15 protein-coding genes are annotated in these 19,864 nt (G+C 70.1%); 5 read left to right on the top strand and 10 right to left on the bottom strand.

What is annotated here, in order from left to right; all coding sequences use genetic code 11:
- Nucleotides 1-102 precede the first annotated feature (102 nt).
- Together ACIO3S_RS21950 and ACIO3S_RS21955 are read left to right on the top strand one after the other, a co-directional pair.
- Nucleotides 103-426, top strand: coding sequence for an Lsr2 family protein (locus ACIO3S_RS21950; RefSeq protein ID WP_045547125.1), 324 nt, complete (start codon nucleotides 103-105; stop codon nucleotides 424-426).
- 215 nt (nucleotides 427-641) lie between these two features.
- Nucleotides 642-3,227, top strand: coding sequence for an ATP-dependent Clp protease ATP-binding subunit (locus ACIO3S_RS21955; protein ID WP_160026412.1), 2,586 nt, complete (start codon nucleotides 642-644; stop codon nucleotides 3,225-3,227).
- A 142-nt stretch (nucleotides 3,228-3,369) separates the two neighbouring features.
- On the opposite strand, the gene ACIO3S_RS21960 is transcribed toward ACIO3S_RS21955, so the two are convergent.
- Entirely contained in the window at nucleotides 3,370-4,242 is an 873-nt protein-coding gene (locus ACIO3S_RS21960; protein WP_400467983.1) for an A/G-specific adenine glycosylase, read from the bottom strand.
- Nucleotides 4,243-4,316: 74 nt separating this feature from the next.
- Between ACIO3S_RS21960 and ACIO3S_RS21965 the strand changes: the two genes are divergently transcribed.
- Entirely contained in the window at nucleotides 4,317-5,036 is a 720-nt protein-coding gene (locus ACIO3S_RS21965) for a hypothetical protein (protein WP_400467839.1), read from the top strand.
- A 97-nt stretch (nucleotides 5,037-5,133) separates the two neighbouring features.
- Here the strand turns inward: ACIO3S_RS21965 and disA are convergent, their stop codons facing one another.
- Together disA and radA are read right to left on the bottom strand one after the other, a co-directional pair.
- A complete protein-coding gene (gene disA, locus ACIO3S_RS21970; protein WP_141801687.1) occupies nucleotides 5,134-6,216 on the bottom strand; it encodes a DNA integrity scanning diadenylate cyclase DisA in 1,083 nt (360 codons plus the stop codon).
- 88 nt (nucleotides 6,217-6,304) lie between these two features.
- On the bottom strand, nucleotides 6,305-7,690 hold the full coding sequence (gene radA, locus ACIO3S_RS21975; RefSeq protein WP_400467840.1) for a DNA repair protein RadA: 1,386 nt from the start codon (nucleotides 7,688-7,690) through the stop codon (nucleotides 6,305-6,307).
- Nucleotides 7,691-7,913: 223 nt separating this feature from the next.
- Here radA and ACIO3S_RS21980 point away from each other — a divergent pair, with 223 nt between their 5' ends.
- On the top strand, nucleotides 7,914-8,951 hold the full coding sequence (locus ACIO3S_RS21980; RefSeq protein ID WP_160026416.1) for a LacI family DNA-binding transcriptional regulator: 1,038 nt from the start codon (nucleotides 7,914-7,916) through the stop codon (nucleotides 8,949-8,951).
- Nucleotides 8,952-8,979: 28 nt separating this feature from the next.
- On the top strand, nucleotides 8,980-10,140 hold the full coding sequence (locus ACIO3S_RS21985) for an NAD(P)/FAD-dependent oxidoreductase (protein ID WP_400467841.1): 1,161 nt from the start codon (nucleotides 8,980-8,982) through the stop codon (nucleotides 10,138-10,140).
- A 4-nt stretch (nucleotides 10,141-10,144) separates the two neighbouring features.
- On the opposite strand, the gene ACIO3S_RS21990 is transcribed toward ACIO3S_RS21985, so the two are convergent.
- The 7 genes from ACIO3S_RS21990 to sigJ form a co-directional block, all read right to left on the bottom strand.
- Nucleotides 10,145-14,506: a S8 family serine peptidase gene (locus ACIO3S_RS21990; RefSeq protein ID WP_400467842.1), complete on the bottom strand. Its 4,362-nt coding sequence runs from the start codon at nucleotides 14,504-14,506 to the stop codon at nucleotides 10,145-10,147.
- A 167-nt stretch (nucleotides 14,507-14,673) separates the two neighbouring features.
- Nucleotides 14,674-15,702, bottom strand: coding sequence for a LuxR C-terminal-related transcriptional regulator (locus ACIO3S_RS21995; RefSeq protein WP_400467843.1), 1,029 nt, complete (start codon nucleotides 15,700-15,702; stop codon nucleotides 14,674-14,676).
- 80 nt (nucleotides 15,703-15,782) lie between these two features.
- Nucleotides 15,783-16,547 (bottom strand): M15 family metallopeptidase, encoded by a 765-nt coding sequence (locus tag ACIO3S_RS22000; RefSeq protein WP_350713630.1) that lies wholly within the window; start codon nucleotides 16,545-16,547, stop codon nucleotides 15,783-15,785.
- A gap of 66 nt (nucleotides 16,548-16,613) precedes the next feature.
- Nucleotides 16,614-17,327 carry a class I SAM-dependent methyltransferase gene (locus tag ACIO3S_RS22005; RefSeq protein ID WP_400467844.1) on the bottom strand — a complete coding sequence of 238 codons (714 nt, stop codon included), beginning with the start codon at nucleotides 17,325-17,327 and terminating at the stop codon, nucleotides 16,614-16,616.
- Nucleotides 17,328-17,412: 85 nt separating this feature from the next.
- Nucleotides 17,413-18,069, bottom strand: a complete 657-nt coding sequence (locus ACIO3S_RS22010; RefSeq protein WP_160026421.1) for a VOC family protein — start codon at nucleotides 18,067-18,069, stop codon at nucleotides 17,413-17,415.
- An 88-nt stretch (nucleotides 18,070-18,157) separates the two neighbouring features.
- Nucleotides 18,158-18,919 (bottom strand): hypothetical protein, encoded by a 762-nt coding sequence (locus tag ACIO3S_RS22015; protein WP_400467845.1) that lies wholly within the window; start codon nucleotides 18,917-18,919, stop codon nucleotides 18,158-18,160.
- Between the two features lie 36 nt (nucleotides 18,920-18,955).
- Nucleotides 18,956-19,846 carry an RNA polymerase sigma factor SigJ gene (sigJ, locus tag ACIO3S_RS22020; protein WP_400467846.1) on the bottom strand — a complete coding sequence of 297 codons (891 nt, stop codon included), beginning with the start codon at nucleotides 19,844-19,846 and terminating at the stop codon, nucleotides 18,956-18,958.
- Nucleotides 19,847-19,864 lie beyond the last annotated feature (18 nt).

Here is a 19,864-nt window from a genome sequence, read left to right on the forward strand (position 1 = left end):
TTGATTCATCCGGATCGTATGTAATGCTATGGGCATCTCGCTTAACGGCGATGGCTATATTCGGCCCGTTTCCGGGTGAAGAAGAGCAGTGAAGGTAGGAACATGGCTAAGAAGGTTCAGATCATCCTCGAGGATGACATCGATGGCTCGGAAGCTGCTGAGACGGTGTCTTTTGCCCTGGACGGCACGTCCTACGAGATTGATCTCAGCGATGCCAATGCGGCAAAGCTTCGTGATTCTCTCGCGCTCTTCATCGGTCACGCCCAGAAGGTGAGCGGCCGTCGCGGCAGCGCCAAGAAGGCGCCCGCCGCCGGTGGCTCGACCCCGAAGGTCATGCGCGAGTGGGGGAAGGCCAACGGTTACACCGTTCCCGACCGTGGTCGCATTCCGGCCGACGTCCGAGCGGCTTTCGAAGCGGCTCACTGACAACTGGTCTCACCGCACCGAACGTCCGGCTGTCGCGCCCTCCGGGGCGCGGCAGCCGCCTTTGTGTGAGGTCGGCTGTGACCCGGCGTCTGTCCGGCGTACGGAACGCGTGTTCGCTCTCAGCGCACGGATCGCGTTGTGTTGTCGGGAACGCGTAGGCTGTCTGCGGGGTTGAATCTTGGTGACGCCCCAGAATTCTTAGGAGAGATGCGTACATGTTCGAGCGGTTCACTGACCGAGCCCGCCGGGTGGTCGTGCTGGCCCAGGAAGAGGCCCGCATGCTCTCCCACAACTACATCGGGACCGAGCACATCCTGCTCGGCCTGATCCACGAGGGAGAAGGCGTCGCTGCCAAGGCCCTCGAGTCCCTCGACATCTCGCTCGAGGCGGTGCGCAACCAGGTCGAGGAGATCATCGGCCAGGGCCAGCAGGCACCGTCCGGGCACATCCCGTTCACGCCGCGTGCCAAGAAGGTGCTCGAGCTGTCCCTGCGCGAGGCGCTGCAGCTCGGCCACTCCTACATCGGCACCGAGCACATCCTGCTCGGCCTCATCCGTGAGGGCGAGGGCGTCGCCGCCCAGGTGCTGCAGAAGCTCGGCGCCGACCTCAACCGGGTCCGCCAGCAGGTTATCCAGCTGCTCTCGGGCTTCCAGGGTAAGGAAGGCCAGGCCGGCACCTCCGGCGCGACCGCGTCGACCGGCACGACCTCGACCGAGGCGCCTTCCTCCAGCCTCGTGCTCGACCAGTTCGGCCGCAACCTGACCCAGGACGCCCGCGAGGGCAAGCTCGACCCGATCATCGGTCGCGAAGGCCAGATCGAGCGCGTGATGCAGGTGCTGTCGCGGCGTACGAAGAACAACCCGGTCCTCATCGGCGAGCCCGGCGTCGGCAAGACGTCGATCGTCGAGGGTCTGGCCCAGGACATCGTCAAGGGCAACGTTCCCGAGACGCTCAAGGACAAGCAGATCTACACGCTCGACCTGGGCGCGCTCGTGGCCGGTTCGCGTTACCGCGGTGACTTCGAAGAGCGCCTCAAGAAGGTGCTCAAGGAGATCAAGACCCGCGGCGACATCGTGCTGTTCATCGACGAGATCCACACGCTCGTCGGTGCCGGTGCGGCCGAGGGCGCGATCGACGCGGCGAGCATCCTGAAGCCGATGCTGGCTCGTGGTGAGCTGCAGACGATCGGTGCGACGACGCTGGACGAATACCGGAAGTACCTCGAGAAGGACGCCGCTCTCGAGCGTCGTTTCCAGCCGATCCAGGTGCCGGAGCCGACGATCGCGGTCGCGATCGAGATGCTCAAGGGCATCCGTGACCGCTACGAGGCACACCACCGGGTCACGATCACCGACGAGGCCCTGGTCGCTGCGGTCACGATGGCCGACCGCTACATCTCCGACCGGTTCCTGCCGGACAAGGCGATCGACCTGATCGACGAGGCCGGCTCGCGCCTGCGCATCCGCCGGATGACGGCCCCCGCCGACCTGCGGGAGTACGACGACAAGATCGCCGACGTGCGCCAGCGCAAGGAGGCCGCCATCGACGGCCAGGACTTCGAGGCCGCGGCCCGTCTGCGCGATGAGGAGAAGCAGCTCATCGCGAAGAAGGCCGAGCGTGAGAAGGCCTGGCGTGCCGGCGACATGGACGAGGTCGCCGAGGTGGATGAGGAGCTCATCGCCGAGGTTCTCGCCGTCGCGACCGGCATTCCGATCGTGCAGGTCAACGAGGAGGAGTCCCAGCGCCTGCTGCGCATGGAGGACGAGCTCCACAAGCGCGTCATCGGCCAGGACCAGGCGGTCAAGGCCCTGTCGCGTGCGATCCGACGCACCCGTGCCGGTCTGAAGGACCCGAAGCGCCCCGGCGGTTCGTTCATCTTCGCCGGCCCGTCCGGTGTCGGTAAGACCTGGCTGTCCAAGACGCTGGCCGAGTTCCTCTTCGGCGACGAGGACGCGCTGATCCAGCTCGACATGTCGGAGTTCGGCGAGAAGCACACCGTCTCGCGGCTCTTCGGTTCGCCTCCGGGCTACGTGGGCTATGAGGAGGGCGGCCAGCTCACCGAGAAGGTGCGGCGCAAGCCGTTCTCCGTGGTCCTCTTCGACGAGGTCGAGAAGGCTCACCCGGACATCTTCAACTCGCTGCTGCAGATCCTGGAGGAAGGTCGCCTGACCGACTCCCAGGGCCGCGTGGTCGACTTCAAGAACACCGTCATCATCATGACCACCAACCTCGGCACGAGGGACATCGCGAAGTCGGTCAACCTGGGCTTCTCCCAGGCCAGCGACGTCGCGGGCTCCTACGAGAAGATGAAGTCGAAGGTCTCCGACGAGCTCAAGCAGCACTTCCGTCCTGAGTTCCTCAACCGTGTCGACGAGGTCATCGTGTTCCCGCCGCTGTCGCAGGAGCAGATCATCGCGATGGTCGACAACATGATCGCGTCCGTCGAGACCCGTCTCAAGGACCGCGACATGGGCATCGAGCTCACCACGGCCGCGAAGAAGGTGCTCGCCGAGCGCGGCTTCGACCCGGTCCTGGGTGCTCGACCGCTGCGCCGCACGGTCCAGCGCGAGCTCGAGGACGTGCTCGCCGAGAAGATGCTCTACGGCGACATCGGCCCCGGCGAGATCGTGCTGGTCGACGTCGACGGTGAGGGTCCTGCCGCGCAGTTCACCTTCACCGGCCAGAAGCGCTCCGTCGTCCCGGACGTACCTCCGCTGGAGGGCGCGACCGTCTCCGATATCGAGCTCCCCGACCAGGACGAGCCGACGAACATCGAGAAGCCCAAGCCGGATTCCGAGTAGTCCGACAAAGCAACGCCCCGGCCGCTCCGGCCGGGGCGTTGCCTTTTCTTTTCTCCGAGTAGTGGGAAATGGTGGCCGAGTCGTTAGTTGTGGCGGACGAAAGTAGAGTTTCGTCCGCCATTTCTGCGGTTTCGGCGGTTGGTTAGGGGAGGGCGAAGAAGTCTGGTTCCACCTCGGTGGCCAGATTGTCTTTCAGGAGGCCTTCCAGAGCCCGTCGTCGTTGGGTGTCGTCGGACCAGACGACATCGAGGCGGCTGCGGTGGACGGGGGAGTCGGCGTCGCGGAGAACGGCCATCAGGCGGCCGCGGCACTGGCGGTCGGTACCGGCCCAGGTCTGGACCTTGCGAGGCGGTCCGTCGTACGCCGGGTGGCCGGCCGCGCGCCAGGCGCACTGGTCCGCCACCGGGCATCGGGTGCAGGACGGGTTGGCCGCGGTGCAGACGAGGGCGCCGAGCTCCATGACCGCGACCGACCAGGTGGCGGCGGTCGGCTCGTCCTGGGGGAGTACGCCAGCGGCGAGCTCGCGCTCGGCCTTGTTGACCGACTGCGCGGGGAACTCGACGCCGCTCAGGGTCCGGGCGAAGACGCGGCGTACGTTCGTGTCGAGGACCACGTGGCGCTTGCCGTAGGCGAAGGTGGCGATCGCCGCCGCGGTGTAGTCGCCGACGCCCGGGAGCGCGATCAGCTCGTCGTACGTGGCCGGCACCTCGCCGCCGTGCTGCTCGACGATCGCGGTGGCGGCCGCGTGCAGCCGCAGCGCCCGACGCGGGTAGCCGAGGCGGCCCCAGGCGCGTACCGCCTCGCCGGTCGGCTCCGCGGCCAGATCGGCCGGACTCGGCCAGCGCTCCATCCAGGCCTCGTGGACCGGGAGTACGCGGGAGACCGGCGTCTGCTGGAGCATGAACTCGCTGACCATCACCGACCACGGTGTCGCGGTCGCGGAGCGCCACGGGAGGTCGCGGGCGTTGGCGTCGTACCAGTCCAGGACGGCGTCATGGAGAACTGTCACACCCAGATTGTGCCGTGCGACAGGTATTGCCACGGAGTGGCACCCCGAAACCTGGGCACGGGATCATTACGGTGTCGCCTATGGCCCGCTCGAGAAGGACTGGAGGACGGCTGCCGGCCTCGGTCTACTGGCGCCGGCGGCTCGCGGTGCTCAGCATCGTCCTGCTCCTGATCGTCGGGATCTCGCGGTTCTTCCTCAGCGGTTCCGACGGCGCGGACGACACCGCGACCCCTGTGGCCGACGAGCCCACGGCGACCGTGACGGTCACACCGACGCCCAGTGCGAAGCCGTCGAAGGAGGCGGGCAGTGCGGGCGGCAACAACAAGCCCAAGAAGCCGAAGAGCAGCGCCCCGCCGGAGCCGACCGGCGAGTGCTCGCCCTCCGACATCGTCGTCGAGCCGGCCGTCACCGACGCCTACTCCTACGACAACGTGACCATTCCGCTGCAGCTGCGCACCGTGAAGGCGTCCGCGTGCACCTGGAAGCTGTCCGGGGACGCGCTTCAGGTACGGATCTCGCAGAAGGGCGGCGACCTGGTCTGGTCGACGGTCGACTGCGCCAAGGCGGTGCCGACCAAGGAGATCGTCGTACGTCGCGACGTCGTCACCACGCTGCCCCTGACCTGGAGCGGCCGCCGCGTCGTCGCCGGTGAGTGCACCGGTCACGGCCCGTGGGTGAAGCCGAACTTCTTCGTGATCGTCGCCTCCGCCCTCGGTGGCGAACCGTCATCGGCCACTTTCGGCCTCTACAAGCCGGGCACCGCCCTGTCGCGTACGGAACCCGATTCCCCCGTCAACTGACCCGAGGCGTCACTCCCGTCGGCCGAGATGGCACCGACGTGCCGACTCGACCGACCTAGCTGACGCCTCGACCGACCTAGCTGACGCCTCGGCGGGGTCAGACGTAGCGCTCGAGGATGGTGGACTCGGCGAGGCGGGAGAGGCCCTCGCGTACGGAGCGGGCACGGAGCTCGCCGACGCCCTCGACGGCCTGGAGGTCGTCGACGCTGGCGGAGAGGAGCTTCTGCAGGGTGCCGAAGTGGTCGACCAGGCGGTCGACCACGGCGGGTGGGAGGCGGGGGACCTTCGCCAGGAGGCGGTAGCCGCGCGGGGCGACGGCGCCGTCGAGAGCGTCGGAGGTGGTGAGGCCCAGGACCCGGGCGGTGGCGGCGGGGTCGACGAGCTCAGCGGAGTTGAGCGCCTCGAGCTCGGCCAGCAGCTCCTCGGGGCTGCGGGCGCGGCGACCGCGGGGAAGGTAGTCGCGGATGACCATCTCGCGCTCAGCGTCGACGCCGGTGATGAGCTCCTCCAGCTGGAGGGACAGCAGCCGGCCGTCGGTGCCGAGCTCGAGCACGTAGTCCTCGATCTCGCGGGCGATGCGGGTGACCATCTCCAGGCGCTGGGCCACGACGGCCACGTCGCGCACGGTCACCAGGTCTTCGATCTCGAGCGCCGACAGGGTGGAGGCCACCTCGTCGAGGCGCAGCTTGTAGCGCTCCAGGGTCGCCAGCGCCTGGTTGGCGCGGGAGAGGATCTGGCCGGAGTCCTCCAGGACGTGGCGGGTCTCCCCGACGTACGCAGCGATGATCTGCATCGACTGGGAGACCGAGATCACCGGGTGACCGGTCTGCTTCGCGACCCGGTCGGCGGTGCGGTGCCGGGTGCCGGTCTCGGTCGAGGGGATGGTGTGGTCGGGCATCAGGTGGACTGCGGCCTGCACGATGCGGCTCAGCGAGTCGTCGACGATGATCGCCCCGTCCATCTTGGCGAGCTCACGCAGGCCGGTGGAGGTGAACGGAACGTCGAGCGTGAAGCCACCGGTCGATATCCCATCGACCATCTTGTCGTAGCCGAGCACGATCAGTGCGCCGGTGCGGCCGCGGAGGATGCGCTCGAGCCCGTCACGCAGCGGTGTCCCGGGCGCGATCAGAGCAAGCGTCTCGCGCAGTCGGATGGAGTCCGCGGTGCGGTCGGCGGGCACGAGATTCCTTTCGGAGTGGGATGGGGTGATTCTAACCGTGGATCCAACCGTAATGCCGAGAACGTTCGGCCACGAGTCACCAAGCCGATCACACCAAGCGGAGGAATTCCAGTGCGCCACTGATGCTGTGCACCTCAAAGACACGCATCCCGTCGACTTCGCGCTCATTGGGACGGTTGGGCACCGGCGCTCCAGGATCGGCTGGAACGACGGCCACGGTGAACCCCAGTCGTGCCGCTTCGGAGAGCCGCTGGTCGAGATCGCGCACCCGGCGCAGCTCGCCGGCGAGGCCGATCTCGCCGAGCGCGACCACCCCGCGCGGCGTCGGTGTGCCGGTATGGCTCGAGGCGACCGCGAGCGCCATCGCGAGGTCGGCGGCCGGGTCACTGATCCGGGCCCCACCGACCGTCGAGGCGAACACGTCGCGACCGGAGAGACCGACCCTCGCGTGGCGCTGCAGCACGGCGAGGATCATCGCAAGCCGAGAGCCGTCCAACCCCGAGGTCGTACGCTTCGCCCGCTCCTCCGCTCCCAGCACGGTCAGCGCCTGGATCTCGGCGAGCAGCGGCCGGCGACCCTCCATCGTCACGGTGACGCACGTGCCGGGGACCGAGACGTGATGGGTCTCCACGAAGAGCCCCGACGGGTCGGTGACCGCGACGATGCCCTCCGAGGACAGGTCGAAGCAGCCCACCTCGTCGACCGGGCCGAAGCGGTTCTTCATCGCCCGCACCATCCGGAACCGTGAGTCGCGCGCGCCCTCGAAGTGGAGGACGACGTCGACCAGGTGCTCCAGCACCCGCGGCCCGGCGATCGCCCCGTCCTTGGTCACGTGGCCGACCACGACGGTCGTGATGTTGCGGGTCTTGGCCACCCGGATCAGCGCCGCCGCCACCTCGCGCACCTGGGTCACCCCGCCCGGAACGCCCTCGACCCCGGAGGCGCCGATGGTCTGCACCGAGTCGACCACGATCAGCTCGGGCCGGCTCTCCTCGATGTGGGTCAGCACGGCGCCGAGATCGGTCTCGGCGGCGAGGTAGAGCTCGTCCTGGATCGCGTTGGTCCGGTCGGCCCGCAGCCGCACCTGTGACGCGGACTCCTCACCCGTCACGTACAGCGCCCGGCGTCCGTAGCGCGCCGTCTGCGCTGCCACCTCGAGCAGCAACGTCGACTTCCCGACGCCCGGCTCGCCGGCCAGCAGGATCGCGGCGCCCGGCACCAGCCCGCCACCGAGGACCCGGTCGAGCTCCGGCACTCCCGACGTACGCCGCTCCGACTCGGTCACCGACACGGTCCCGATCGGCACCGCCGCGGTGGACACCGGGGCTGCCTGTGTACGTCCGATCGGGGCCGCCGCCTCGGCGACCGACCCCCACGCCTGGCACTCGCCGCAGCGGCCGACCCACTTCGCGGTCTCCCAGCCGCACTCGGAGCAGCGGTAGGTGGCGCGTTTGGACGAGCGAGCGGTAGCCATGCCCAGCAACTTAGAGCACGGCACCGACATTCGAGCCTGCGTCGCCGCGAGGCACGAGCGGCGGCGCAACGCGAGAAGGTCGAGCGAGCGCAGCGGGTGAGCCTGCGAACCCGCGAAGCGGGTCGAGACCGACATAGGGGTGAACGCATCATGCGGGGTCAGCCTTCGTTACCATGGCTTGGAACGATCCAGAGTTCCACATCGGCATCAAGGGAGGCAGAGCGTGGCGGTGCCGCGTTCCGGCGGTCATATCTCGGCCGCTCCGCCGACCCTGGCGGACGTCGCGGAGCTGGCCGGCGTGTCCCGGCAGACGGTCTCGAACGCGGTCAACAACCCCGATCTGCTGCGTGCCGACACGCTGGCCAGGGTGCAGGACGCGATCGACAAGCTCGGCTACCAGCCCAACCGCGCCGCGCGCAGCCTGCGTACGCGAGCGAGCCACCTGATCGGCCTGCGGATGCCCGCCCTCCAGGAGGGCACGGCCAACGCGATGATGGACCGGTTCGTGCACAGCTTCGTCGAGGCAGCGGCCGAGACCGGCTACCACGTGCTCCTCTTCTACGGTGACCCCGCCGACCCGCTCGACGGCTACGACGAGCTGCTCAGGTCGACCGCGGTCGACGCGTTCGTCGTGACCGACACCCACCTCGGCGGGCAGCAGACGACCTGGCTGCAGTCGCGGCGGGCGCGGTTCGTATCCTTCGGGCGCCCGTGGACCCAGCCCGACGCGAAGCATCCCTGGGTCGACGTCGACCTCGCCTACGGTGCCGAGATCGCCACCGAGCACCTGATCGAGCGCGGCCACTCCAAGATCGCCTGGATCGGCTGGCACAAGGACTCGCTCCTGGGTGAGGAGAGACGAAGCGGCTGGATCCACGCGATGCACACCCACGGCCTCTCGACCACCGGCCTGGCCTCGCGCACCGAGGACTCGATCAGCTCGGGCAAGGCCGCCGCCGACGCGATCCTCGACGAGACCGAGCCGACCGCGCTCGTCTGTGCCTCCGACACGCTCGCCATGGGCGTGCTCCACTCCCTCTTCGAGAGAAGACTCCGCCTCGGTGAGGACATCGCGGTCGTGGGCTTCGACGACTCCCAGGTCGCGCAGACGGTGCCGCCAGGCATCACCTCCGTACGTCCTCCGCTGGAGGAGGCCGCGCGCGAGCTGGTCAAGGCACTCGAGGAGCTGCTCGCGACCCCGTCCTACGCCGCGCCCGGCGTGATGCTCAAACCCGCCCTGACGGTGCGAGGGTCTTCATAGAAGCCGAGATCCGCGCGACGATGGCGTCATGGGAACTGAGGAGATCGTCGTCATCGGTGCTGGTCTCGCAGCGGTCAGCGCCATCGAAACCCTTCGTGACGAGGGGTACGCCGGCCGCCTGACCCTGGTCGGGAAGGAACCGGAGCTGCCCTACGAGCGACCGCAGCTCTCCAAGGACTTCCTCTCCGGCGCCAAGGAGTTCAAGCTCTCCCACGACGAGGCGTGGTACGCCGAGAAGGACGTCACCGTCCTCACCGGCACCACCGCGACCGCCCTGGACCTGGACAACGGGACCGTCACGCTCGACAACGGCGAGCGGCTGCCCTTCGGCACATTGCTGCTGGCCACCGGCGCCGAGCCGAAGACGCCGCCGATCCCCGGCATCGAGCACGCGACGACCCTCCGCACCGTCGACGACGCCCGCCGCCTCAAGGATGCGGTCGAGCCGGGCACCCGGGTCGTCACGGTCGGTGGCGGCTGGATCGGGCTCGAGGTCGCCGCGTCGGTGACCGCGCTCGGAGGAGAGGCGGTCGTGCTCGAGGCGGCCGCACAGCCGCTCCTCAACGTCCTCGGCCCGGTGCTCGCCGAGCACGTGGCCGATCTCCACACCCGCCACGGCGTCGAGATCCACACCGGGACGACCGTCGAGGCGATCGAGCCGGGAGCCGTACGCACCAGCGCCGGCGAGATCCCCGCCGACATCGTCCTGGTCGCGGTCGGTGCGGCACCGGCCACGGAGCTGGCCGCGGACGCCGGCCTCGAGGTCGGTGACGGCATCGTGGTCGACGAGGGGCTGCGTACGTCTGATCCTCGGGTCTTCGCCGCAGGCGACGCCGCGCTCGCGACGCACACCGTGCTCGGCCCGCTGCGGGTCGAGCACTGGGACAACGCGATCAAGCAGGGCCGGCTGGCGGCGCGGTCGATGCTGGGAAAGGGCGGCGCCTACGACTGGCAGCCCTACTTCTTCACCGACCAGTTCGAGTTCTCGATGGAGTACGTCGGCCACTCCGCGCCCGAGGACGAGGTGCTCCTCCGTGGCGACACCGACGGTGACGAGTTCATCGCCTACTGGCGGCGTGGTGCCACCGTGACCGCCGGGATGAACGTGGGCATCTGGGACGTCAACGACAAGCTCCGCGAGCTGGTCGGGACCGACGCCGATCCCGACCAGCTCACCGACATGTCCTGAGGGCTCAGCCGAGCGCGCTCACCAGCGCATCGGTCGTGGTGCGGACCACGCCTCCTCTGCGGGTGCCGGCGTACAGCCATCTGCCGTCCTGGCTGACCGCGAGATCGCGGATGTCCAGCGCGGTGAGGCCGCCCGAAGCAGGCTGCCACGTCTTGCCCGCATCGGTGCTGACGAAGGCCCCAGCGCCTGAGGCGAGCACTCCGTCGCGGACGAGATCGGTGCTCCCGGCAACGAGCACGCGCACGGCCTTGCCCGGCCTGCCGGGGGAGTCGGCTGCGACCTCGACCGAGACCGAGGCGACCGCGCCGACCGCCGCGCGCAGGTTCGGGATCACCGACCTGCGGAAGTTCCTGCCGCTGTCCGTGCTGACCAGCACTCCGCCATCGGTGCCCGCGATCACGACGTCCTTCTCGACGGACAAGGAGCGGATGGGACCGCCGCCCACCTTCACGAGCGTCGCGCCGAGGTCGTCCGATCGGTACAGGCCCTCGCTCGCGGCGATCCACAGCCGCTCGGGCCGGGACGCGTCGAACTCCACCGTGCGGACCGCGAGGTCGTACGGGTGTGTGGTCCACGTGGCGAACCCGTCGGTCGAGACGAGGAGGCCGTGCTCGGGCTCTGCGCCGTACGTCGCCGCGACCGTGCCCTCCTTCACCGGTGACACCGCGACGTCTCCGACTTCGACGTGGGGACCGACGCGCGCGTCGTTGCCGTCGACCGAGCGGCGGAACAGCTGCGTACCGAGGAAGCCGTCCTGCCGGACCCACCACACGTCGCGCGCGCCGACCGGCGATTGCTCGACGTCGAGGGCCGTCAGGCCGATCCAGCCCTCGTCGCCCGTCAGGCCCCAGTCGAGCTCGCGGCCGGTACCGAGATCGCCCTGCCGACGCTCTTTGAGCCCTTCGGTGTCGCCTGTGCGCAGCACCGGCTCCTTCGCGGCATCGGCGCCGACCGCCAGGCTCCACGAGTTGCCGCCCGCCAGCGGGTACCTCGTCCACGCGTCGCGGTCGTGACCCCAGACACCGGAGCTCGTGGTCACCACGAGCCCGTCCCCGCCCTGCCACACGTCGACGTCGCGTACGTCGCGCGCCCCCTCGGGCAGTGCGACCGGCTTCGCGGTCGCGCCGTGGTCGGTGCTGGCGTACACGCGGTCGAAGAAGCGCAGGTAGGTGGTGTCGCCCGCCACCGACAGTCCGAGGGAGTAGGCGCCGGGCACCGGCTGCGACGACTTCCAGGTGGCTCCGGCGTCAGCGGACCGCAGCACGGTCGCATCCTCGGCGTTCCACACGGTCGCGATCACCGTGTCGCCCGCGACCGCCACGTCGGAGAGCGAGCTGATGCTGCTGTCCGGCGTGACGACCTGCGTGACCGTCCCGGGCGCCTGACCGGTCAGATCGACCCGCCACAGCCCGTCGAACGTCTGCACGTACACCCGTCCGTCAGCCACCGCCAGGTGCTCGACCGATCCTGACCAGCCGGTCGGCACGAGGTCCCAGGTCCGGCCGTGGTCGCGGCTGAACCGCAGCCCTGCGGCGGTCGCGACGGCGACCGTGGAGCGGTCGGCGCCCAACGCGTCGATCTGCTCGTCGGGCAGCGACTGCACATCCCAGCTCTTCCCGCCGTCCGCGCTGTGCAGCAGGCGGCCCTGGTACGTGGCGTCGAGCACGTCGCGCCCGGCCATGCCGTTGACGGCGAGCCAGAACCCGCCGGGCACGGCCGGGTCAGCCGCGGGCAGGCCTACGCCGGCAGCGACGGGCATCGAGCGCACGCGCGTCCAGGTCTTGCCGCCGTCGCTCGTCCAGAACGGACTGATGCCGTCCTGGACGACGTGGATCGCCGTCCCGGCACGATCCGGTGAGGTCACCGTGAGCCCGCCTGTGAAGATCGGGCCCACCTGCTCCCAGTTGCCGCGCCGGTCGGCCCCCAGAGACACGAGGGACCCGGTCCCGCCGAGTCGCCGTCCTTCGGCAGTGGTGCCGGTCGCATCGATCCGGTGGACGCCTGCCTCCCGCACCTCGAGGTCAGCGGCGTACCAGCCGGGGCGCCCGTCCTGGGGCGACAGCTGCACGGTCGTGCGCCGGCCCGAGGGGGCCACGACGTCGGCGGACGGACGCTCGAGCGCCGCGGGCGCCTGCACGACGACGCGCGTCGCGCCGTCGGCGACATCCGGTGTCGCTCGTACGACGAGCGGGCGCACCAGCAGTGCGTACGGCACGCGCACACGCGCGGCGTCCTTGCCGGTGCCGGTGGCGACGAGCACACCCGACACCTCGCCAGGCCGGTCGCGGTGACCGGGCGTGAGGGTGATCGTCACCTCGGCCCGGCGGCCCGGCCCGAGAGTGACCGACGTGGCCGACAGATCGATGCGCCCGTCGCTGACCTCGGACCCCTCGGCGCGCAGCTTCAGCTTCTGCGTTGTCTTGCCCGAGTTGGTCAGCGTGACGGTGGCAGTGCGCGAGCGGACGTCGCCCGCCGTGTCAGCAAGGCCAAGGGAGAGGGCGTCGGGCGATGCGGTGACGTCTTGCGCCACTGCGCGGTCGACCGCGAGCGCCCCGGCGCCCTGCGTGAACGGGCTGACATCGGCGTCGGTGCTGTCGAGCTCCCGCGCCGAGCCGATCAGGCGGGCGCGGATCTTCAGGGCCGACTCGTCGGGGTGCGCCTGACGTACCAGTGCCGCGGCACCCGCGACGTGCGGTGCCGCCATCGACGTTCCGGACAGCCGGTACGCGTTGCCCTCGATCCCCTGCCAGGCGGGGATGTCCGAGCGGATCTCGACGCCGGGGGCGACGATCTCGGGCTTGACCGTCGTACCGGCCGGGCCCCGGGAGCTGAACGAGGCGATCAGGTCGGTCGCGTCCTCGCCCGTGATCGTCGCGGTGACCTTGCCGTCGAGCACGGCCCGGCGGATGTTGCCGTAGTCGCCGGCGTAGAGCGACATCATCACGAGCGTCGCTCGGCGCTGGTCCCAGCCGGCCTGGACCGCGAGCTCGCCGCCGTCGCTGGCGTGGGTCTCGAAGCCGCCCATCGGGGTGTCGCTCGGCCCGTCGCCGACCCCGGGCTCGGCGTTGGTGGGCTGGTAGACGAGTGCTCCGACCGCGCCGTTCTGCTCGGCGAGCTCGGAGAGGTACATGTCGTAGCCCGTGACGGCCTGCGCCGTCGGGCTCTGGTACACGACGATCGCACCCGTCACATCACCGACGCGCTCGTAGTCTTCGGGAGTGCCGGAGCCCACGTCGATCACGCGCGCGGTGACGGGCTTCGGGCCGGGATTCGCGGACAGCGAGTAACGGCGCATCGATCCGGCCGGCAGCGTGGCACCGCGGAGGGTGATCGACGGCGTACGGATGCCGGTGGTCGAGGCGCCGACCGCGATCACGTCGGGCGCGATCGCGGGCGAGCCGACGGTCTCGTCGCCCGGACCGGCGTTGCCCGCGGCGGCGACCACCACGGTGCCCGCCTCGACCGCGGCCGTCGCGGCGCGCGCGAGGGGGTCGTTGTCCTCCACCGGGCCGCCCAGGCTCATGTTCACCACGTCGGCGGGGTGGGAGCCGGTCGGGTCGACCGCGGCCTCGAAACCGGCGAGGACGTCGGACATCATGCCCGAACCGTCGGCGTCGAGAACTCGCCACGCGGTGATCGAGGCGTCGGGTGCCACGCCGGTGGTCGTCTCGGCTCCTGTTCCGGCGACGATGCCGGCGACATGGGTGCCGTGGTAGTGCTCGTCCATCGGGTCGTCGTCGCCGGAGACGAAGTCGTAGCCACCGACGACCTTGTGCCCCTCGCCGAAACCGCCGCCCAGGTCGGCGATCCCGTAGTCGACGCCCGTGTCGATCACGGCCACGGTCATGCCCTTACCGCGCAGCGGGGTGCCGTCGGCATCCTTCTCCTCCCAGACAGCAGGTGCGCCGGTGGACGGGACGGAGTCGACGGTCAGCGCGCGCATCCGCACGTCGCGGGTCACATGCGCGACACCGTCCGCCGCGGAGAGCTCGTCGAGGCTGCGCTCGGGCACCTCCGCCATGACCGCGTTGATCAGGCCCGCGACGCTCCCGGTCTCGTCGACCGGGATGCCATCTGCCTGAAGACGGTCGACGGTCGCCTCCTGCTCGGTGGCGATGTCGTTCGTGATCGCACGGTAGGTGGCTGATAGATCGTTCTGGGTGCCGACGTCGCCGTCCGCGGATCGCGACTCGGCGATCCGGTCGGCGCCGACGCGCTGCACAGCACCGGGGCTGTCGAGCTCGATGATGACGGCGACGGACTCGCCGGGGTCGGCCGCTGCGCTCAGGGGTACGAGGACCGAGCCGGCGAGCACGGCGGGCACCGCCAGCGCGACGGTGACGCCGCGACGGGAAATGGGGGACATGGGTGACCTTCCGGTGAACTTTCTGAGATCCGCGCAAGACGGCTCAGTGCTCATGAAAGCGCCCAGATGTTTCGACCGCACGTGTGCGAGAGTCCGGCAGCGGCCAACTGGCCGCAGGCGGCCATCTCGAGGTTGCGCGCCGTCACTGAGACCCCCGTCGGCCGAGGTCAGACCCAACCGCGACGTGCTGCCTGCACCCCTGCCTGGAACCGGTTCGCGGCGCCGAGACGCCGCAGGAGCAGCTGGCTGCGCCGGCGTACCGTGCGGGTCGAGACGTGCAGCTCGCGGGCGATCACCTCGTCCTTCGCTCCGGACGCGAAGAACGCGAGCAGCGCTCGCTCCTCGGCCGTCGGGCCGCGTCGTTCGACCGGAACGGGGCCGCGCTGCACGGGCTCGTCGCGCGGCACGTCGGCGGCCTGCTCCCAATGCGCCTCGAACACCTCGCACAGCAGCGCGACGAGCGGTTGGGAATCGGTGAGGATCGCCTCGGGCCGCAGGCCGTCGAGACGTGTCGACACGAGCGCGGCCCGTCGGTCGGCGATCGCGAGCTTGACCGGCAGATCGCTCGTGAGCCGCGCCTGCTCACCCGCCTCGACGGCGCGGCGCACCTCGTCCCACGCGCCGGGCCGATCCAGCGCCGCGGCCGCGTAGACAGCTCGCCAGCGCACACCGCGCGCGATGACCACAGGCTCCAGCGGGTTGAGCGGGGCGAGCACGTACGGCGGCCGGTCGAACGCCATGAACTCCTCGACGGCTTGATGCTCCAGCCTGTTGTACGCCGCGCCCACGGCGTCGGGCCCCACCAGCACACCGACGCTCGAGCCCGGTCGCTCCGCCGCACCACGGTTCTCGTAGACCTCGGCCAGCAGCGGGATGGCGGCACGGAGCCGGGCGAGACCGTCCTCCGCGCGTTCCGCGACCGCGCGCAGCGCGACCCGCGGGTCGACGGCGGCGAACCGCCCGTCGCCCGCCGCCCGGTTGACCAGCCCGGCCGCGCGGAGCTCGTCCAGCGTGCGCGCGGCGGCCTCCGTACTGATCCCGAGGGTGCGGGCGACCTCGGCGTCCTCGATCGCTCCGGCGGCGAGGACCGCCCCGTAGACCGCCTCGGCCTCCGCGTCCAGGCCGGCTACGGCGAGCCCTCCGTGGGGGCCCAGCGTGGCGGCCCGTGACGTGGGGAGGGGAGGTTCGAGGTTCACGGCACAACGATGCCATGCGGTGAGCTGGTCGGGACCGTTCCCGATCCCGACCAGCTCACCGATCTGTCCTGATCAGGACTTCAGAAGCACTGCGAGGCGCTGTGGAAGACGCTCGACTGGATGCCGAGGTGGATGTGGTCGCTGTGGTCGGGGTAGCCCGGCCCGAGCACCTGCGGGAACGACTGGCGTGAGGCACGCGCGATGCCGCACATGGTCGTCGCGCTGCTGCCGGGCACCAGATCCATGGCCCGGCCGTAGAGGTGGTTGCTGTTGGAGGCGCCGCCGACGGCGTCGTTGCACGCCTTGGATCGGTAGGCCGAGGTCACCCGCAGCGGGTTGTCGCCGAGCCGGTGCCGGATCGCCTCGGCTCGCCACATCGCCTGCATCAGGTTGGCCTTGACCTGCGCGACCGTCACTCCGGAGATCGGCGTCGGCCAGCCGCCGTAGCAGACGTCGTCGACCTCGCTCCACGCGAAGTGGACCGGGGTGCAGTCGTCGTCCTGGAGCGCGTAGATCTTGTTGAACGTGTTCGCGCCGGCGACGCCGTCGGCGGCGAGCCCGTAGGCGGCCTGGAAGTTGCGGACCGCGGTCGTCGTCGCCGGGCCGTAGGATCCGTCGATCGAGAAGACCGTGCCGGAGGCCGCCCATCCGGCGACCCGGATCTGCAGCTGGGTGACCGCATTGCCCGAGGAGCCCTGCTGCAGGGTTCCGCTCCAGGTGTAGCAGGCGTCGGCGTGAGCCGGCGCGGCAGTGACGCTGACCGCGGCGAGGGAGGCCGCGACCGTGAGAAGGAGGGTGCCGATGACCGTGCCGAGCCGACGCCCGAGACGTGGGAAATGGTGCATGGTGAAACTCCTTTCCTTGGGGGGAGCCTCAATGGTCACGCTTTTTCCACGGCCGCGTGCGGTGATTCAGAAACGCTTCCACCAGAGGTTCACCGCGTAGTCGACATACGTCCCCTGATGTTCTTCGAGGATCGCCGCCGCGGTGGCGGCGTCGAACTCGATGCGTACGACCGCCTCCAGGTCCGCGCGTGATCCGAACGACCAGTCCATGTCGACGGGGACGCGTGTCCAGCCGTGCCTCGACCAGAACCGCTCCTGCTCCTCGGGCGGCGGGACCTTCGGGTAGCCGCGGCGGAACCATGCGCCGAAGCTCGACCGGGAGCCGTCGTTGTCGATCACCATCGCCACGCCGCCCCGGCGCATCACCCGGTCGAGCTCGCCGAGACCCGGCTCCGAGCCCGGGCCGAAGAAGTAGGCCCAGCGGGCGTGCATGACGTCGACCGATGCCGGTGGCAGCGGGAGCCGCTGGGCGATGCCGTTGTGAACGGTGACGTTCGAGAGCCGCTTCGTACGCCGCCGGGCCAACGTCACGAGGTCCGGATGCGGCTCGACGCCGGTGACGGTGCGGGCCTCCTCGGCGAAGCGCGGCAGGTAGAACCCGGTCCCGCAGCCCAGGTCGAGGACGTCGCGTCCGGCCCAGGGCCCGGTCTCGGACATGGCTGCCCAGAGTCGCCCGTGCGGGTCGAGCGCACGGTTCTCGATCTCGTACGTCGCGGTGTGGTTCCAGATGTTGGGGCTGGGAATCGCGCCGGTGGCGCCGGGGAGGTCTACGCGGCTCATGTCTCCTCGGACGGGCTGGGTCTCGACAAGCTCGACCACCGGAGGTGGAGGATCGCGCCCGTCGCCCCCGGCAGGTCGAGCCTGGTCAGATCCGGACCTCGCCGCGCGGGGTGACGAACTGCGCGGCCAGGAGACCGGGGGTGCCGTGCTCGGCGACCCAGTCGATGTGGACGTTCTCGGCGGGCTTGCCGGTCCACGGGTCGACGCGCTCCTTCAGTTCGTCGCCGAGGTAGTCCTTGACCCGCTCGGGGTCGCCGGAGATCTCCAGGCACGTGAGGGTGATGTCGGAGCCGGCGTTGCCGGGGTGGAGATCGGGGGTCTCCCACTTGATGAAGTAGGGCAGCTGCGGGTCGGCGATCAGGCCGTTGATGCCGATCTGCTGCCAGTGGAGCTCGCGGCCGTCGGGGAGGTGACGGTTGCCGGGGACCGCCTTGCGGCCGAGCCGCTCCTCGATCGGGGTCATGTCGTCGACGCCGATCACGAAGCCGATCCAGCCGCCACCGAGAGCGGACCGGGCCTTGACGGCCTGCCCGAACGGAGCCTTGTCGCTGGCCGGGTGCTCGAGCGCCTCGACGACCTCGAGGTAGAGGCCGCCGCGCATCGGGAGGATGTAGTTGCGGGTGCCGAAGCGGGGGTGGACGCCGCCGTCGACGAACTCCTGGCCGAGCAGCTCACCGAGCTGCTTGGCGGTCTGTACCAAGCCATCGGGTCCTGCAGCGTACGAAACATGGTCCAGGCGCATGTAACGATTCTGAACTCTCGCTGAGAGAGAGACCAATCCAGGGTCACTATCTCTTGATGTCGAGATACACCCCGGGGTTCAGCGCCGCTCAGCGCGGGCTGGCGGGATGGAGCGCCAGCGCGGACCGCGACCGGACGTGCGCCTCGCAGTGACGGACGAGCTCGGCGTACGCCGCCTTGCCCATCAGCTCGGTCAGCTCGGCCTGGTTGGTGAGGTAGACGGGCTCGACGGCGACGTGGGCCTCGGTGTTGCCGGAGCAGTACCAGTCCAGGTCGTGGCCGCCCGGACCCCAGCCGCGCCGGTCGTACTCGGTGATCGTCACCTCGGTGTAGGTCGTCCCGTCGGTCAGCTCGACATCGCGGAACGTACGCCGGATCGGCAGCTGCCAGCACACGTCCGGCTTCGTCTCGAAGTGCTCCCGTCCCTCTGCCGCGGCCAGGATGTGGAGCGCGCACCCCGATCCGCCGGCGAAGTCCGGCCGGTTGGCCAGGACGCACGACTCCTGGCCGCGAAACTCCGTGACCCGGGTCTTCCGTTCGCCCTCGTCGTCGAGCTCGACCCAGTCATCGGCCTTCACCTCGCGCCCGGGGTGCTGCTCCCACAGATCCGGGGTCAGCTGCCGTACGAACTCAGCCGTCCGGGCCTCGTCCTCCTCGTCGGCGAAGTGCGCCCCCAGCGTGCAGCACCCCACGTCCGGCGAGCTCTTGAACATCCCCGGGCAGCCGTTGCCGAAGATGCAGGAGTACGCCGACGTCAACCAGGTCAGGTCGCAGCGCATCCGCTCGTCCGGGTCGTCGGGGTTCACGAACTCCACCCACGCACGCGGGAAATCCAGGGGTACCTCAGGCACCTGCCAAGCCTACGCCGTCGATCGAGGTCCGACGGTTCACCGAGCGCTCCACGGACCGAGCTTCTCGGGGTTGCGTACGGCCCAGATGCGGGTGATGCGGCCGTCGGCGATGTCGAAGGCGTAGACGGAGACGGTGGCGCCGTCCAGCTCTCCGACCAGGCCGGGTTGGCCGTTGACCACGCATTCCCGCAGCGTCACCTCAGGGGCGCGGGTGGCGATATCGATCCAGGCGCGGGCGATCTGGTCGGCGCCGCTGATCGGTTCGAGGAAGGCCAGGGCCAGGCCGCCACCGTCCGCGGTCGCGACCGCCGACGGGTCAAGCAGCCCGACGAGGGCGTCGATGTCGCGGGACTCCCAGGCCTGCTTGAAGCCGCGGACCAGGTCGGCGCGCTCGGTGGTCGACGGGTCCCGTGAGGTGTCGATGCGGCGGCGTGCGCTGGAGGCGAGCTGGCGGCAGGCGGCCGGGGTGCGGCCGACGACGTCGGCGATCTCGGCGAACGAGTAGCGGAAGATGTCGTGCAGGACGAAGGAGACCCGCTCGGCGGGTGTCATCGAGTCCAGCACCACCAGAAAGGCCATGCTGATCGACTCGTCGAGGGTGACCCGGTCGGCGGGGTCGGCAGGCGCCGACTCGGTGCCGTCGAGCCAGCCCCCGGGCACCGGCTCCGGGATCCAGTCGCCCACGTAGTGCTCCCGCCGGGCTCGTGCGGAGCCGAGCAGATCCAGGCAGATCCGGCTGGCGACCGTCGTCATCCAGGCGCCGGGATTGGCGATCGCCTTCCGTTGCTTCTCGGGCAGGGCGTACCAGCGGGTGTAGGTCTCCTGCGCGACGTCCTCGGCCTCGGCGAGCGAGCCGAGCAGGCGGTAGGCGAGGTTGATCAGCTGGCGGCGCTCGCTGATCACCTCGGCGAGGTGGGGGTCGGGCATGGCGGCTCCTTCGGTCTT

The sequence above is a fragment of the Nocardioides sp. NPDC087217 genome, assembly GCF_044744805.1.
Taxonomy (GTDB): Bacteria; Actinomycetota; Actinomycetes; order Propionibacteriales; family Nocardioidaceae; genus Nocardioides.